This is a genomic window from Vibrio sp. 10N.222.52.C12, from assembly GCF_041474215.1.
GTDB lineage: Bacteria > Pseudomonadota > Gammaproteobacteria > Enterobacterales > Vibrionaceae > Vibrio > Vibrio crassostreae_C.
The window spans coordinates 22129-37389 of the sequence record NZ_JBFRTR010000051.1 but is presented as its reverse complement, the minus strand read 5'-3'; the positions used below and the strand labels follow the sequence as shown (position 1 = coordinate 37389).

The window sequence follows — 15261 nt, the reverse complement described above, 5'->3', positions numbered from 1 at the left end:
ATTAGCAATGTTGAACTATAAGAAAAAGCTCAGAGCAAGAGCAAAGGAGTTGGCCAATGGAAAAGAAAATCAAAATCGGTATCAGTGCATGTGTTGCTGGACACAAAGTACGTTTCGACACAGGTCATAAACGCTCTCGTTTTTGTACAGACGACCTAGCAGACTACGTGGAATTGGAACCTGTTTGCCCAGAGATGGCTGTTGGTCTTCCAACCCCTCGTCCAACCATTCGTCAAACAAGAATGCTAGATGACATCATCCATGTTTCTCGCCCTGATGGCTCAGGTGATGTGACCAACGAACTGATCGAGTTCGGTCAAAACTACTCAAAGAAAAACCAACACATTGCTGGCTTTATTGTGTGTCAAAAAAGCCCAACCTGCGGCATGGAGCGCGTGAAGGTGTACCACCACCATGGTCGCGGCTCTGAATCGACAGGCATAGGCATGTTCACCCAACAAATTATGGACGGCAACCCGTTACTTCCCGTTGAAGAAAACGGCCGCCTTAACGATCCCATTTTGCGTGAAAACTTCATGACTCGAGTGTTCACTTACCAAAAATGGCTCGATCTTGTGGATGAAGGTGTGACCAAGCACAAACTGATTCAGTTCCACAGCGCCCACAAATATCTAGTCATGTGTCACCACGTTGAGGGTTACAAAAGCTTAGGCAAACTGCTAGCGGGTAATGATTTAGATATCGACGAACTAGCGGCTCAATACATCGAAGGCTTGATGACGGCGTTGTCTCATCACGCGAATCGAGGCAGTCACGCCAATACGCTGCATCATTTGCAGGGTTACTTTAAAAAACAACTGAGTAGCGCTCACAAGCAAGAGCTGTCCAACCAGATCGCATCATTCAGAGAGGGCGTTGTTCCACTGCTAGTGCCACTGACACTGATCAATCACTACCTGATGGAATACCCGAACGAATACCTAGAATCACAGGTTTACCTAAACCCGCACCCTCAAGAACTTAAACTGAGATACGGATATTGAGCGACATACTATGGATACGACGAGACCTGCGGATTCACGATAACCCAGCGCTCGTCGCGGCAGTTGAAAACGGCGTAACGACCGCCGTTTTCATTTCAACGCCTCAAACGTGGCGGCAACACCACCTTGCGCCGATCAAAGCTGATTTCATCTATCGTCATCTAAAACAACTCGATTCCCAGCTCGCTGAATTCGGGATAACGTTGCTTCACCTGAAAGCTAGCGACTTTGACGACCAATCCAAACAGCTCATCGATTTGTGCCAGCAGCTTGATGCCAAGTGCGTCTACGCTAACTCTGAACCAGAGGTCGATGAACAAGCTCGCGATAAAAAGCTGATTTCAAGCGGCCTAAACCTGAAGATCAGCGATTGTGACGCTATGCTGCCACTCGGTAGCGTTCTCAACAAACAAGGCGAGATGTTCAAAGTCTTTACGCCCTTTAAGAACGCTTGGTTAAAAGAAGTTCAGGTGAAAGGCATCATCTGCAGTCCAGCTCCTGTCGAGTCAGCTGAACGTTCACAAACACAGCTTCCTGACGACTTACAAGCCTTAACCATCTCTGCTGACTATGATTTCGATTTTCCGCGTGTTGATTCGAGTCGCTGGCCATTAAGCCAAGATGTATTGGGCAATGTGATCCCCAATTTCTTAGGCAATAAAGTCAACGACTACGCACGTCTGAGAGATATTCCCTCAGTTAAAGGAACATCGGGGCTATCACCTTATTTAGCGATTGGCGCCGTGAGCCCACGTTGGTTAGCGATTCAATTGATTCAGCAGCAACCCGATCTGTTATTTGATACGCAATTACCGGCCTTTTGTTGGCTCAATGAATTGATTTGGCGAGATTTTTATAAGCATTTGATGTTCCACCACCCTAAACTGGTCAAAGGTGCTAACTTTCAGCAAAAATACAATGGTTTAGATTGGTATCACGATCATCCTAGCTTCAAAGCTTGGTGCGAAGGAAAAACAGGATATCCATTGGTTGATGCCGCAATGCGTCAACTGGTTGAAACGGGCTGGATGCACAACAGACTAAGAATGGTGGTGGCAAGCTTCCTAACCAAGCACCTGCTTATTGACTGGCGTTGGGGCGAGCGTTTCTTTATGTCGCACCTTATCGACGGAGACTTTAGTGCCAACAATGGTGGCTGGCAGTGGGCTTCAAGTACTGGCTGTGATGCTCAACCTTACTTCCGAATTTTCAATCCAATCACTCAGAGTGAAAAGTTTGATCCAAAAGGAATTTTTATTCGTAAGTACATACCAGAGCTGCAAAATATCCCAGATAAGCATGTACATTTCCCACATGACTTTATCGCTAAAAACGGAATAGACAGCGAATACTGGCAACCCATCGTTGAGCATAAAGAAGCACGATTGAGAGCCTTAGCCTTCTTCAAATAATTAGAGTGAATATTATGGATAACTCTCTATGGCTTGATAACTTTCTCAACATGTATCGAGAACTCGGAACCGACAATTTCGACGTGCTTAAGACGGTTTATCACCCTGATATTGAATTCCAAGATCCGCTGCATCATGTCAGCGGTATTTCGGCGCTTACGCACTACTTCGAGAACCTCTACACCCAAGTAACCAGCTGTTACTTTCATATCGAACACACTTTCGAAGCGAACGACGAAGCTTCCGTTTACTGGACGATGCAGTTTGCTCACAAGCAATTAAATGGGCAAAAGCCAATCGAAGTACAAGGGCACAGCCACCTTAAGATGCTCGACGGTCAAGTGGTCTACCACAGAGACTACCTCGACGTCGGCTCTATGTTGTACGAACACATTCCAGTACTGGGCTGCGCGATCAAATCCATCAAAAAGAGGGCGAGCCGATAATGCGTATTATGATTACAGGCGCGACCTCTGGTATCGGCCAATCCCTAGCTAAAGATTACGCTCAGCAAGGGCATCAGGTGATTGCTTGTGGCCGCAACTCAGACAAGCTGCAAGCCTTAGTTGACTCGCACGAGACAGACGTCGCGCATTCATCAATTTCACCGCTCTGTTTCGACTTGACTGATTACCACAACTTCCCAGAACTCGACCAAGACAAGCCGCTCGATCTGCTGATTTTAAATGCGGGTGATTGTGAGTACATCGACGACCCAGTGAATTTTGATGCCGAGCTTTTTGAGCGCGTCATCAACATAAACCTAATTTCAATTGGCTACGCCCTTAAAGCTTGGTTAAAAAACATCAAGCCCGGCGGCCGTTTGGTTTTAGTCAGCTCCAGCGCCAGCTTTTTACCTTTGCCAAGAGCCGAGGCTTATGGCGCTTCAAAGGCAGCCCTCACCTACTTAGGCAGAACACTTTCGGTTGATCTGGCAACGCACAACATTCATGTCTCAATTGTGCACCCTGGCTTTGTTGAAACGCCATTAACCGAGCGAAATACGTTCTCTATGCCTATGATTATTAGTAGTGAGGCCGCAACTCAGCGAATCGTAAATGGTATCGCTCAAGGAAAGAGTGAAATCGATTTCCCAAGACGATTCATCATGTTGATGAAGCTACTAAGAATGCTCCCAACTCCAGTTTGGCAAAAACTCGCTTCAAGGATGGTATAACAATGAAGAAAATCGCCATTATTGGTTCAGGTATCTCTGGACTCACTTGCGCGCATATATTAGATAAGCACCACGACGTAACAGTATTCGAAAAGAATGATTACGTTGGGGGGCACACCGCGACCGTTGATATTGAACATCAAGGCTCGGCGTTTTCGATAGATACAGGTTTCATCGTATTCAACGATCGAACCTACCCGAATTTCAATCAGCTTCTAGAACAACTCGATGTCGAAAGGCAACCGACTGAGATGAGCTTCAGCGTCCACAACACGACGACCAAGTTTGAATACAACGGCCACAGCATTAATTCGTTATTCGCGCAGAGGAGCAACATCTTCAAACCTCAGTTCTGGTCTTTAGTGTCTGACATTCTCAAGTTCAACAAGCTGTGTAAGGCTCAGTTTGAAAGCAATGAATTCACACCAGACGTTACCCTTGGCAGTTTCCTACGAGATAATCAATTTTCCGACTTTTTCAGCCAGCACTACATCTTACCGATGGGCGCGGCGATTTGGTCGACAAGCTTGGAAGAAATGGAAGAGTTTGAGCTCAAGTTCTTCATTCAGTTTTTCTACAACCATGGATTGCTCGATATCGCGAACCGTCCTCAGTGGTATGTGATACCAAAGGGATCGCGTTCTTATGTTGAAATCATCCTTTCACGCCTAAGTAAGACTGTTGCACTGAATACATCGATTAAACAAGTGACTCGCCAAGAAACAGGCGTCACGATTGAATTTGAAGATGGCAGAGCACAAGGTTTCGACGAAGTAATCTTTGCTTGCCACTCAGACCAAGCCTTACGCTTGCTTGGTGATGCAACAGAACAAGAGCAACAGGTACTGGGCGAGATCCCATACAGCCGCAATGAAGTGGTTCTGCACACCGATACTCGTTTGTTACCAGACAGAAAACTGGCTTGGGCAAGCTGGAACTACATGTTAGATGGCGACAGTAAACGACCTGCCTGTGTCACGTACAACATGAACATTCTGCAAGGCATCGAAAGCCAAGACACCTTCTGTGTCACCTTGAATCAAAGCGAAGCCATCGACCCAGAAAAAATTATTCGCAGCTTTGTTTATCATCACCCGGTACTTAATTCGAACACGGTCGAAGCTCAGCACAAGCGTGAGCAAATCTGTGGCAAAAACCAGACGCACTTTGCTGGCGCTTATTGGTATAACGGCTTCCATGAAGACGGTGTCCACAGTGCACTCGATGTGACCAAACGCTTCGGTTTAGATTTGAGTACGAGTTCCGCGCTATGAACAGTCAAACCCTGACACCCGAGATGGGGATCGCATCCGAAAAGAGTGAAGAGCTCAGCGGTATCTATTGGGGTAACGTCAGACATCGCCGCTTTGGCGACATCACTCATGAGTTCAGCTATCAGCTGTATATGATGGGGTTAGATCTTGATGAGCTGCCCCAAACCACAGCGCGCAGTGCGCTGTTCGGAACTCGTTGGTACAACCCGATTCGCTTTGTCGAATCGGATTATCTCGCTGAAAAAAAAGAAAATGTCACCACGGATGAACCAAAATCACTTAAGCAACGTATAGCTTCCAAAGTGCAACAACTTGGTGGGGTTTGGTCTGATTCAAACCGTGTGACGATGCTGGCTCAGTGCCGCTGTTTAGGCATCTACTTCAGCCCAATCAACTGTTTCTTCTGTTATGACGAGACTGGAGATTGTAAGTACATGTTGGCTGAGGTGAGTAACACGCCTTGGCGAGAAAGACACTACTATCTCATCGACATGCACCAAGAATTGAAGGTAAAAAAAGAGTTTCACGTTTCGCCGTTCATGGATTTGAACATGACTTATTTTTGGAAGATTAAGCCACCAGCGAAACGCACGTTAGTTCACATCGAAAGCCGCCGAGACGACAAGCTTTTCGATGCGACACTGGCTCTGACGAAGCAGTCAGTAACCAAGACAAACATTAGACGAACGGTATTCAAGATTCCGGCGATGACGATAAAAGTCGTGATGGGAATTTATTATCAGGCTCTCAAATTATTCCTGAAAAAAGTACCGTTTGTGGCGCATCCAGACTCAACGTCTTAAGCGCACATGAAAGAACTCAATTGAAGCTTGGGTTCGCTCCAATCAAGGAGCAGAACTCAGCTTAGTTGGCACAAAATATTAGAATGAGTTATCAGCGAGGTTTACATGGAACAGCTTGCCAAACAAAACAACAATATTGAACAACAAGCTAAAGCCGTTGCTGTTTCAAGCAACTGTAAATATCGAGCTTTAATCTTCAAGGTGTTAGAAAGCCTGCAATTCGCGACGCTCGAGATCATTGAGCGCGACCAGCATTCGGTGTTCGGTGATCGAGAAGCAGACTTGAAAGGTCGAATCGTGATTCATGATGCGACCTTTTTTAGAGATGTGGTCATCAACGGCAGTATCGGCGCATCTGAAGCGTACATCGATGGTAAATGGACCAGCCCAAATCTAACGCGTGTGATTCAAATCATGGCTCGTAACCAAGCCCAATTGGATGAGCTTGATGACAAGACACAATGGATTTCTCGCATCAAAAACCTATTGCTGCGTCGTAAGAATGCCAACACCGAGCAAGGCTCTAAGCGAAATATTCTCGCCCACTACGATATTGGCAACGAGCTGTATGAGCGCTTCTTAGATAGCTCGATGCAGTACTCTTCCGCAATCTACAGCGAAGACGCAGAAACCTTGTCGAAGGCTCAACAAAACAAAATGAAAACCATCTGTGAGCGACTAGAACTGTCTGAGAAAGATAGCGTGGTCGAGATAGGCACAGGGTGGGGCGGCTTAGCCATCTTCATGGCGCAACACTACGGTTGCCACGTCACCACTACCACGATCTCAGATGCCCAACATGCACTTGCTGAACAGAGAGTAAAAGCGCTTGGTTTAACCGACAAAATCACCCTGCTCAAAGAGGATTATCGCAATCTCACTGGTGAGTATGACAAGTTGGTTTCGATCGAGATGATAGAGGCGGTCGGACATGAGTATCTACAAACCTTCTTTGAAAAATGTTCCTCGCTACTTAAGCCCTCAGGCAAGATGCTGCTTCAAGCAATTACTATTGCTGACAGCCGTTACGACAAATACCGCAAAGGTGTCGACTTTATTCAGAAGTACATCTTCCCCGGCGGTTGCCTACCTTCTGTTTCAGTGATGACCCAACACCTTGCGACCAGCACCGACCTTGTGGTTCAAGAAATTGATGACATTGGCCTGCACTACGCTCGAACGCTGAATGATTGGAACATCGCCTTTGAAAATAGTTGGGAAGAGCTAGAGTCTCTCGGCTATTCAGAAGAGTTTAAACGCTTATGGACCTTCTACTTCTGCTACTGTGAAGGCGCATTCAAAGAGCGCGTGATCAGCACTCACCATGTAGTCGCAAGAAAACCTCGTTACTTTGGAGAAAAAGATGAAGCGGTTTTGGATTATTAATCTCGTACTGTTTCAAGCGACCTGGGTTTGCAGTGCTTTCTTTACCGCGCAAGCCCCGTTCGTCACACCACTGATTGTAGTGGTTCACTTCCTTCTATCACCGACTCGCAGTAGCGATTTGAAGATACTCATTTTATTACCATTGGGGCTATTGCTTGATAGCCTCTTACTCCACTTCGGCGTGTTTGCCGTCGACTCTGAAATTGCGAATCAATCGTGGTTCCCGGTGTGGCTTGTCTGCCTGTGGATCATGTTCTTAATCAGTTTTAACCACAGCCTAAATTGGCTTTTAAAATGCTCGAAAGTGATCTTGTTTGTCATAGGGTTCGTAGCAGGTACTAGTAGTTATTGGGGAGGCATCAAAGCTGGTGCTCTTCTTACTACTTGGCCAGATGCATCGGTAGTTGCTGCCCTTGCAATAAGTTGGGGGATTTTGTTGCCCTTACTGGTGGCCGCCCACTCCAACTTAATACAACCTAAAATGGCAATAACGAGGTGACTTATGGCTTATCCACGCAACCCGACACAAACGTTCAAACCTGAGCGAGGTATTGTTCGCGCTCATCAGCAAGCAAAAAACACACTTCTAAGCTTTATTACTCTCCCGTTAATCTTTGCTGCGCTGTTATTTGCCGGACACGCTAGAGCCTCTGCTGTCGATGATCTGAACAAACGTGGTGAGGGTGAAATGAGTTACCTGTTTTGGACTCTCTACTCGGCAGAATTCTACGCGACTCCAACCAACTCCGAACGAGCTTTGAAGCTTGAGTATTACCGCTCTATCGATAGCAAAGACCTCGTAGACGCTACCGAAGATCAGTGGAACAAGCTTGGCTACTCTGACAGCAACATTCAACGTTGGTTGAAACCCTTGTACGCGATGTGGCCGAACGTGGAAGAAGGAAGCACACTCACGATTCGTGTCGCTGAAGATAACGTAAGTCGTTTTTATTTCGATGAACAACCGATCGGCACCATCCAAGACAAGCAATTTGGTGAAGCCTTTCTAGCGATTTGGTTGTCTGAAAACACCTCTGAACCCGGTCTTCGTAAACAACTTTTAAGTTTGAACAAATGAATCCAAAAACAACAATAATAAAATTTGCTCTGGCATTTTTTTCACTAACTTGGCTAGTGGGCTGTGGCTCTGCAAGTTTAGAAGACCATGTCGACACTACGCCAGAGCTCAAGCTTGAAACCTTTTTTAATGGCGAGCTAATGGCCTACGGCATGGTGCTAGACCGCTCTGGTAACTTACTGCGCCGCTTTGATGCCAAACTGATCGCGACTTGGGACGGTGACAACGGAAAAATAAAAGAGTGGTTCTCTTTTGCTGATGGCGAGCGCTCAACTCGCGTTTGGAATCTAATCAAAACGGGCGAAAACACCTATTCTGGGACTGCCAACGATGTCGTTGGAACCGCTTATGGTGAAACCCAAGGTTCTGCGCTGTATTGGAAATATGACTTAGAGATTGAAGTAGACGGCAGCACCTATGAAGTGGTGCTCGATGATTGGATGTTCTTAATGGACGATAAACGCTTGTTCAACAAGACTGAGATGTCTAAGTTTGGCTTTAAAGTCGGAGAGGTCATCTTATACATCGAGAAGATTTGATGTAACTGCCGTTTCTGATTCTTAGTTTTAAAACGATGACTACATCTCCAGTACGTAACAAAACAGCCCACAACGAAAATTGTGGGCTGTTTTGTTTGATCCCTCGAATAGCATACCTGCATGCTCAAGCCATTGTGCTAAGATGCGCCACCAGCATACAAATGGACTAGACTGACACTAAGCAGTCCCCATTTGTTTCGCTAAGCGTAGATTCCCTACCATGAATAATTGAAAAGGCTTTAAAGCATGAGCAAGTTGACCTCAGCGGAGCGTAAAGCTCGCGACAATGAACGTTTCTCACAACGCGTAAACGACCGCAGAGAAAAAGGTGAAGACGTAGTTGCTTACGCACTGACCAACAAAAAAGCTGTAAAATTCCTGACTAAGTCAGAGAAAAAACGTTTCAACGAAACGAGAGCGACTCTGCAAGAAGAGAAGCGAGTGAAAGAACAAGAAGAGCTTAACCGAATCGAAGACGCGTTCACGATCAAACAGTTCGACGACGAATAATCACTTATGATTACTCAAAAGCGCTGGCTCTATGCCGGCGCTTTTACTTGTTAGTTCGTTGTTTTTTAACGCTGTTATTTCTTGCTAAACCCGTCGATTCTTAACGGCTTTCCCCCACTTTCTTAGCTCAGCCTTACCGCTCGACCGATCACCCAAGCTATCAACCTATCAACCTATCAACCAGGCTATCGATCAACTTTAGCCATAGATCTCAGAAAATCTTAGCCTAGCCCCTTACTATCTCGAATCAACTCTACAAATTGAAGACAGTATGATTTTAATTACCGGATCAAGCAGCGGTTTAGGCGCAGCTCTCGCGAAACAATATGCTAACGCCGACGCTCAGCGCGTAGCCATTACAGGTCGCAATGCACAACGTTTAGCAGAAGTGGCGCAAGGCCTACCTGCGAATACCATTAGCCAAGCGTGTGATCTCTGTGACCCGCACTCAGTGAGCGAGTTATTGGATGCGTTACCTGAAATGCCGAAACTGGTGATCCACAGCGCTGGCAGTGGGTACTTCGGTAAGATAGAACAGCAAGATCCAACCATCATCAGCGACATGCTGAAGAACAATATTGAGTCTTCGATCTTTTTGATTCGCGAGCTTGTACAGCGCTACAAAGATCAATCGGTCACCATCGCTGTGGTGATGTCGACGGCGGCACAAGGTGCTAAAGCGGAAGAGTCCACCTACTGCGCGGCAAAATGGGCCGTGAAAGGCTTTATCGAATCGGTAAGGTTAGAGCTAAAAGGTCACCCGATGAAAATCGTGGCGGTTTACCCTGGAGGAATGGCGACCGAGTTTTGGAATACAAGCGGTAAAGGCATGGATACCTCGAGCTTTATGACCGCGCAAGAAGCCGCTCAGATGCTACAACAGGCGTTGACCAGCACAGAGCATGGATTCGTGTCAGATATCACGATAAACCGCGGCTAGCAGGTAAACAGCTCGCTTAATCGGTAAATAGAGCGACACATTACCAAAGAAATGATTAGAGTAATTATTTGTGAGGGTGAGCATGAAAGTGTGCGACAATGCTCGGCGTAAATTCATATTCAAGGTTTATTATGAAACTTCTAGTTCGTAACCTATCGCGCTCTACCTCTGAGCAAGACATCCGTGTGCTATTTTCTGAGTTTGGCTCAGTAAAAGAGTGCAGCCTAGTTTTAGACCAAGAAACTGGCGACTCAAAAGGCTTCGCTTTTGTTGAAATGCCAGAGCAAGAAGAAGCTAAAGCGGCACTAAACAAGCTGAACTTGTCAAAGCTTGGCAAAAACACGATTCGTGTAAAAGTAGCGAACTCTTAATCGATTCAATGCTTCATCAGCCGCATGGCTTAGCTTAACAGCAGCACAGATGATAAAGCCCGTAACGATATGACGTTTTCCAGCGCAATATCGTTACGGGCTTTTTGCTGCTCGCAATTCTCTTTTCACACGATTTGAATACGCCTACAGACCTTCATGTTCATCAATAGCACGTCTTGCTTCGGCCATTGAACATCCAGATTCCATCACCAGCTGAGCCACAGTCATTGAAGGTGTAGCGGCCAACAGAGATGCCAAACACACCACGGGTTTAGGCAGCACTTTGTCGATTGCAATTGCTATCCAACCGTCTTTTTCATGGGTTAACATCGTTTTAAATTCAACGAGTTGATACTCTTGAGCGACCAACAGCCAATTACGCGAACGACGAACTCGTTTCAACTGACATCCACATTCCGCAGCATTCACCATCACTTGGCTTTTATCACTCACACGATGTACAAAACTATTCAATGGGACGCTAAACATAACTCTCTGCTAATCAATCTATTCCTACCATTCAAGAGCTCTCTACCTATCTCTCAAAACTTTCTAACTGTCACTCAATTAAAACCGTACGTAGGATTACACAGACACAAAAAAACCGCCAGTGATGCACTAAGCAACCTCGCGGTTTTTGGATGTTAACGTGTGTGGTTTACGCTTTAGTTTCTACCACAATGTCCGTTTTTACCGAGTTCGCGATAAAGCAGTTTTTGTGCGCCAAGTGGTGCAGTTTGTCGAGCTGCTTGGCGGTGGGCTTTTTGGTACCTAAAAACACAATTTTAGGGCGCAGAGTCACCTTAGTGACCGATGAGCGGCCAGATTCATCTTCTTCCAGCACACCAATCGCATCATCGACATAGGAGTCGATCACGTACTTCTGCTTTGCGGCAATGCCCAAAAACGTCAGCATATGGCAGCTAGAAAGTGCCGCGATAAACGCTTCTTCTGGATCAACATTCGCTTCCACCGAAAACGGCAGTGGCACAACATGTGGAGAGGACGAAGCAGGCACAGTGACACCACCATCGAACTCCCACGTATGACCTCGACTGTATTGATTGTCGCTAAAGACTTCATCTTCTGCTTTTTTCCAGCGAATGATCGCTCCGTATTCAGACATAATTTCTTCCCTTTTTAAAGCTCAATAAATTAACGATCAGCTGGATGATTGACACCATCGTTGGTCACCACATCACCAATATCAAAAGGATTCACCCCTTCCAAACAGCCGATGTTAAAACCGTATTCGTTTGGGCTAGAACGGCGCTGATGATGGGTATAGATACCGCAGTTTGAACAGAAGTAATGCTTCGCGGTATTGGTATTGAATTGGTAAAGCTTGAGATGCTCTGCACCTTTAAGGATCTTGATGCCATCCAGCGCAACAGAGCCCACAATCGCTCCCCTGCGACGACAGATCGAGCAATCACAGCGGCGTGGTTTTTCTATCCCGTTAGGTAAACTGAGCTCTAGTTCAACCGCACCGCAATGGCAGGTTGCCTTGTGAAAAGGTTGGATAACCGTATCTCCGACGACTTTCATTTTTCTCTCCAATCACATCCTTATGTTGGTCGTATCATAACCAGTTCAATGTTCTCTGTCCGTACCCGGGTGTTGAGTTCGAGAGATCTGTCATGCGCTGCTTCTCGGCTAATCTAACTAGACTTTTCAACCAAATCGCCAAACCGCTCAAACAAGAAATCAAGAAACAACCGGATACGCTTGGGCTGATATTTCTTGCTGATGTACACCACATTCAAATCGGCACTCGACACCGACATCGCGGTGTTGAAGTTCTTCATGTAGCCATTAAGTAGCGTCACAAGGCGTTGGTTATTGATGTCATCTTGCACATCGAGTACCGACTTCAACGCAATCCCTTCTCCTTGCAATGCCCAGTATCGAATCACTTCACCATCGTCTGAAAAGCGCTTCGGCACAACCGTCACAGCCTTCTTCATATCATGATCTTGAAAGTGCCATGTCTTGAGCTCTTCATTGCTACGCAGCATAGCCAAACAGTCATGTTCAACCAAATCTTGTGGCTTGATCGGCGTGCCGTGTTTGGCGAGATATTCTGGTGAAGCACACAGCACACGTCGGCTTGGTGACAAGCGTCTGGATATCAAACTGCTGTCGACCAGTTCACCATAACGGACCACGATATCCATGCCAGATTCAGCAATATTCGAGAGGTTATCGTTTAAATACAGGTAAGGGATCACGTCCGGATACTGCTGGCAAAACTCCGAAAGTATAGGAAGAATGTACTGCTTTCCGATGTCTTTAGGCGCGGCGATTTTTAGCGAGCCTTTGACTTCTTTTACGCCATTTTGAATCAGGTTTTCGGCCTCACTGACGTTGTCTAAAATCTCCAAACATGCCTTGTGATACAGCTCCCCTGAGTCGGTCAAAGACACATGACGCGTGCTTCGATTCAACAACTTCACACCATATCGTTCTTCAAGCGCCTGCAGCCTTGCTGTCATGGTCGCAGGAGAAAGCCCTAACTCTCGCCCCGCCGCCGCTAACCCGTGATGCTTAACAATACTGACGAACATCGCCATATCTGAAAACTTATCCATACGATTCTCGCTTCCACCTCTTTGTCTTACTTCTCGATCTTAATGCTCGATTTGAATACTCAGTCACACTATTCAGGTTAACCGAATAATGAATTTATATTTTAACCAATTATCAAATTTAGTCGAATAAATATAATGGCAAACATCAACAGAACAACGCAGGAATTCAGAGCATGACTAACGAATCGACTAAACAAGAGAAACACACTTTCGTCATCATTGGTGGCACATCAGGTATCGGCAAGGCACTCGCGATGAAATTGAGAAACGAAAACAACACAGTGCACATCGCTAGCCGACATACAGGACTTGATATCAGCAATGAAAAATCAATTTGTGAATACTTTGAATCGATTGGCGTGTTTGACCACTTAATCGTAACGGCTGGCTCATCCGCTCCCGCAGGAAAAGTAACAGACGTAGCAACCGCAGACGCCAAGACAGCTTTTGACACTAAGTTTTGGGGCAGCTTAAACGTAGCCAAACATGCCGCTCGTTACATGACACCAAACGGGTCTATCACGTTCACAACTGGCATGTTGTCACGCAAAGTTGTTGCTGGTACTTACGTAAAAACCGCCATCAACGCCGCACTAGAAAGCGTAACCAAAATACTGGCGAAAGAGCTATCACCTATTCGAGTCAATGCCGTTAGCCCGGGTTTAACCATGACGGAAGCCTACAAAAACATGGACGATTCCGCTCGTACAAGCATGTACGACAACGCCAAAAACAACCTACCCGCAGGCAAGGTTGGCGAGCCTTCAGAGATAGCCATGGGTTACCTGTTCGTAATTAATAACCCATACGTCACAGGGTCAATCATCGATATCGATGGCGGCGCTCTACTCGGCTAACACTCCGCAAAGAAGCAAAGAAGCAAAGAAGCAAAGACATAAAGAACAATCGTTAGGGCGTGTATCTCACGTCCTAACAAACAAGAATTAACACAGGTACTTCACTATGAAATCAGAAGCGATCCATAAAGAAAAGATCCCATTCCAAGTTTGGATACTGACACTCGCAGCTTTTGCCATCGGCACCGCTGAGTTTGTTATTGCAGGCATCCTTCCACAAATTGCCACATCGCTTTCGATCACCGAAGGTCAAGCCGGATACCTAATCAGTGCTTACGCATTGGCTATCGTTATTGGTGGCCCGATCTTAACCATCTACCTCGCACGTTTTAACAAGAAGATGGTACTGATTGGCTTAATGGCACTGTTCATCATCGGTAATGTCTTATCAGCCCTTGCTCCTAGCTACCCACTTCTACTTGCCAGCCGTGTTATCGCAGGCTTAGTGCAAGGCCCTTTTTATGGTATCGGTGCGGTTGTTGCAACCAACTTAGTGTCTGAAAAAATGGCAGGTCGTGCCGTTGGCCAAATGTTCGCAGGCTTAACACTCGCTAACGTTCTTGGCGTTCCAGCTGGTACATGGGTCAGCTTGCAATTCGGCTGGCACACTACTTTCTTTACCGTGGCAGCACTTGGCACTATCGCGATGCTTGCCATTTTGATATCGATTAAATCGACAGGTCACAGTGAAGCGAAAGACATCAAAACTCAGCTTCTAGCGTTCAAAAACCCAATGCTGCTGATCAGCTTGGCAATCACTGCTTTTGCTTGGTCTGGCTTCATGACGCTATACGGATACCTTGCGCCAATCGCTATGCACATCACCGGCTACGGTCAAGAGTCTGTTACTTGGATCTTAGTGATTGTGGGTGTCGGCTTAATCATCGGTAACACCTTGGGCGGACGCTCTTCAGATAAAAACCTAGGCAAAGCTTCAATGTTTTGGGCCGTTGCAATGATCGTGTCATTGGTTGTAGTTGGCCTTGTGGTAGACAACAAAATCCTCTTCGTTGCAGCTGCATTTGTCTTTGGTATTGCATCATTTGCGAACGTCCCTGCCATGCAACTTCGAGTAATGAACCACGGTGGCGAAGGCCAAGAGCTAGCAGCAACTGCGAATATCTCAGCGTTTAACTTAGCCAATGCCTTTGGTGGATTCCTTGGCGGCATGGTACTCGACAGCCAACTAGGCGCAGGCATGATTCCATTCGCAGCCGTTGTTGTCCCAGTGATTGGTTTGCTGCTTATCGCCAAAGCCAACCGAGCGGGCAAGCCACAAAGCAACTCTATTTTCAGCCCAGCAGAAAGCAAATAACGCG

The 15261-nt window shown here is 46.3% G+C and carries 19 protein-coding genes; 15 read left to right on the top strand and 4 right to left on the bottom strand.

Features of this window, described 5'->3' with window-relative positions; all coding sequences use genetic code 11:
- Positions 1-56 precede the first annotated feature (56 nt).
- The 13 genes from AB4623_RS10175 (at position 57) to AB4623_RS10115 (ending at position 10494) form a co-directional block, all read left to right on the top strand.
- On the top strand, positions 57-1004 hold the full coding sequence (locus tag AB4623_RS10175; RefSeq protein WP_372146335.1) for a YbgA family protein: 948 nt from the start codon (positions 57-59) through the stop codon (positions 1002-1004).
- A complete protein-coding gene (phrB, locus tag AB4623_RS10170) occupies positions 1001-2416 on the top strand; it encodes a deoxyribodipyrimidine photo-lyase (RefSeq protein WP_372146333.1) in 1416 nt (471 codons plus the stop codon). The genes AB4623_RS10175 and phrB overlap by 4 nt, the downstream gene beginning before the upstream one ends.
- 14 nt (positions 2417-2430) lie before the next feature.
- Positions 2431-2862 (top strand): nuclear transport factor 2 family protein, encoded by a 432-nt coding sequence (locus tag AB4623_RS10165; RefSeq protein WP_017061283.1) that lies wholly within the window; start codon positions 2431-2433, stop codon positions 2860-2862.
- Positions 2862-3593 (top strand): SDR family NAD(P)-dependent oxidoreductase, encoded by a 732-nt coding sequence (locus AB4623_RS10160; protein WP_017061282.1) that lies wholly within the window; start codon positions 2862-2864, stop codon positions 3591-3593. Before AB4623_RS10165 ends, AB4623_RS10160 begins: the two co-directional genes overlap by 1 nt.
- A 2-nt stretch (positions 3594-3595) precedes the next feature.
- A complete protein-coding gene (locus AB4623_RS10155; RefSeq protein ID WP_102393346.1) occupies positions 3596-4867 on the top strand; it encodes an NAD(P)/FAD-dependent oxidoreductase in 1272 nt (423 codons plus the stop codon).
- Positions 4864-5670 carry a DUF1365 domain-containing protein gene (locus AB4623_RS10150; protein WP_017061280.1) on the top strand — a complete coding sequence of 269 codons (807 nt, stop codon included), beginning with the start codon at positions 4864-4866 and terminating at the stop codon, positions 5668-5670. Before AB4623_RS10155 ends, AB4623_RS10150 begins: the two co-directional genes overlap by 4 nt.
- 105 nt (positions 5671-5775) lie before the next feature.
- Positions 5776-7056, top strand: coding sequence for a class I SAM-dependent methyltransferase (locus tag AB4623_RS10145; RefSeq protein ID WP_372146331.1), 1281 nt, complete (start codon positions 5776-5778; stop codon positions 7054-7056).
- Positions 7034-7555, top strand: a complete 522-nt coding sequence (locus AB4623_RS10140; protein WP_372146329.1) for a DUF2878 domain-containing protein — start codon at positions 7034-7036, stop codon at positions 7553-7555. Before AB4623_RS10145 ends, AB4623_RS10140 begins: the two co-directional genes overlap by 23 nt.
- A gap of 3 nt (positions 7556-7558) precedes the next feature.
- Entirely contained in the window at positions 7559-8134 is a 576-nt protein-coding gene (locus tag AB4623_RS10135) for a chalcone isomerase family protein (protein WP_372146327.1), read from the top strand.
- The gene (locus AB4623_RS10130) at positions 8131-8673 is read left to right on the top strand and encodes a DUF3833 domain-containing protein (protein WP_065583946.1); all 543 of its coding nucleotides are present in this window, start codon (positions 8131-8133) and stop codon (positions 8671-8673) included. The genes AB4623_RS10135 and AB4623_RS10130 overlap by 4 nt, the downstream gene beginning before the upstream one ends.
- 246 nt (positions 8674-8919) lie before the next feature.
- Positions 8920-9183: a hypothetical protein gene (locus AB4623_RS10125; protein WP_017061275.1), complete on the top strand. Its 264-nt coding sequence runs from the start codon at positions 8920-8922 to the stop codon at positions 9181-9183.
- A gap of 271 nt (positions 9184-9454) precedes the next feature.
- Entirely contained in the window at positions 9455-10123 is a 669-nt protein-coding gene (locus AB4623_RS10120) for an SDR family NAD(P)-dependent oxidoreductase (RefSeq protein ID WP_017065090.1), read from the top strand.
- A gap of 131 nt (positions 10124-10254) precedes the next feature.
- Positions 10255-10494, top strand: coding sequence for an RNA-binding protein (locus AB4623_RS10115; protein WP_017061273.1), 240 nt, complete (start codon positions 10255-10257; stop codon positions 10492-10494).
- Positions 10495-10638: 144 nt separating this feature from the next.
- Here the strand turns inward: AB4623_RS10115 and AB4623_RS10110 are convergent, their stop codons facing one another.
- From AB4623_RS10110 to AB4623_RS10095, 4 genes are all read right to left on the bottom strand, one after another.
- Entirely contained in the window at positions 10639-10983 is a 345-nt protein-coding gene (locus AB4623_RS10110) for a ribosome recycling factor family protein (RefSeq protein WP_017061272.1), read from the bottom strand.
- Positions 10984-11152: 169 nt separating this feature from the next.
- Positions 11153-11620, bottom strand: a complete 468-nt coding sequence (locus tag AB4623_RS10105; RefSeq protein ID WP_017065091.1) for an OsmC family protein — start codon at positions 11618-11620, stop codon at positions 11153-11155.
- A 29-nt stretch (positions 11621-11649) separates the two neighbouring features.
- Entirely contained in the window at positions 11650-12042 is a 393-nt protein-coding gene (locus AB4623_RS10100) for a GFA family protein (RefSeq protein ID WP_017057647.1), read from the bottom strand.
- A 113-nt stretch (positions 12043-12155) separates the two neighbouring features.
- Positions 12156-13085 carry a LysR family transcriptional regulator gene (locus AB4623_RS10095; RefSeq protein ID WP_229647557.1) on the bottom strand — a complete coding sequence of 310 codons (930 nt, stop codon included), beginning with the start codon at positions 13083-13085 and terminating at the stop codon, positions 12156-12158.
- A 173-nt stretch (positions 13086-13258) separates the two neighbouring features.
- On the opposite strand from AB4623_RS10095, the gene AB4623_RS10090 reads away from it, so the two are divergent.
- Positions 13259-13942, top strand: a complete 684-nt coding sequence (locus tag AB4623_RS10090) for an SDR family oxidoreductase (RefSeq protein ID WP_102332307.1) — start codon at positions 13259-13261, stop codon at positions 13940-13942.
- Between the two features lie 106 nt (positions 13943-14048).
- On the top strand, positions 14049-15257 hold the full coding sequence (locus tag AB4623_RS10085) for an MFS transporter (RefSeq protein ID WP_065583950.1): 1209 nt from the start codon (positions 14049-14051) through the stop codon (positions 15255-15257).
- The last annotated feature ends 4 nt before the right edge of the window (positions 15258-15261 follow it).